This window comes from Pseudobacillus badius (genome assembly GCF_002189605.1).
Classification (GTDB): Bacteria; Bacillota; Bacilli; order Bacillales; family Domibacillaceae; genus Pseudobacillus; species Pseudobacillus badius.
In genome coordinates this window covers 1,962-3,256 of sequence record NZ_MWMM01000038.1, presented here as the reverse complement: position 1 = coordinate 3,256, position 1,295 = coordinate 1,962, and the positions used below count along the sequence as shown (strand labels likewise).

The following is a 1,295-nucleotide window of genomic DNA, read 5'->3' as shown; positions in this document are numbered from 1 at the left end:
TACGGTGTCCATCCACAGCTTCGGTGATACGTTTAGCCCCGGTACATTTTCGGCGCAGAGTCACTCGACCAGTGAGCTATTACGCACTCTTTAAATGGTGGCTGCTTCTAAGCCAACATCCTGGTTGTCTAAGCAACTCCACATCCTTTTCCACTTAACGTATACTTGGGGACCTTAGCTGGTGGTCTGGGCTGTTTCCCTCTTGACTACGGATCTTATCACTCGCAGTCTGACTCCCAAGGATAAGTCTTTGGCATTCGGAGTTTGTCTGAATTCGGTAACCCGAGAGGGGCCCCTAGTCCAAACAGTGCTCTACCTCCAAGACTCTTCCCTTGAGGCTAGCCCTAAAGCTATTTCGGAGAGAACCAGCTATCTCCAGGTTCGATTGGAATTTCACCGCTACCCACACCTCATCCCCGCACTTTTCAACGTGCGTGGGTTCGGGCCTCCAGTAAGTGTTACCTTACCTTCACCCTGGACATGGGTAGATCACCTGGTTTCGGGTCTGCGACCTCATACTCATGCGCCCTATTCAGACTCGCTTTCGCTGCGGCTCCGCCTTTTCGGCTTAACCTCGCATGAAATCGCAACTCGCCGGTTCATTCTACAAAAGGCACGCCATCACCCATAAACGGGCTCTGACTACTTGTAGGCACACGGTTTCAGGTTCTCTTTCACTCCCCTTCCGGGGTGCTTTTCACCTTTCCCTCACGGTACTGGTTCACTATCGGTCACTAGGGAGTATTTAGCCTTGGGAGATGGTCCTCCCGGATTCCGACGGAATTTCACGTGTTCCGCCGTACTCAGGATCCACTCTGGAGAGAACGAAGTTTCGGCTACAGGATTGTTACCTTCTCTGATGGGCCTTTCCAGACCTCTTCACCTACTCCGTTCTTTTGTAACTCCGTATAGAGTGTCCTACAACCCCAGAAGGCAAGCCTTCTGGTTTGGGCTGTTCCCGTTTCGCTCGCCGCTACTCGGGGAATCGCGTTTGCTTTCTCTTCCTCCAGGTACTTAGATGTTTCAGTTCCCCGGGTGTGCCTTCTCCTGCCCTATGAATTCAAGCAGGGATACTGTTCCATTACGAACAGTGGGTTTCCCCATTCGGAAATCTCCGGATCAATGCTTACTTACAGCTCCCCGGAGCATATCGGAGTTAGTCCCGTCCTTCTTCGGCTCCTAGTGCCAAGGCATCCACCGTGCGCCCTTTCTAACTTAACCTAAAATGGCGATTACTCGGTTATTGCTTGGTTACTTTTATACGATATTATCCAGTTTTCAAAGAACAAGTTTAC

General features: G+C 51.0%; 1 rRNA gene (only partly in view). It reads right to left on the bottom strand.

Features of this window, described 5'->3' with window-relative positions:
- A 23S ribosomal RNA gene (locus tag B1A98_RS19735) occupies positions 1–1,221 on the bottom strand (its annotated part extends 1,801 nt beyond the left edge of the window); the annotation flags it as partial.
- Between the last annotated feature and the right edge of the window lie 74 nt (positions 1,222–1,295).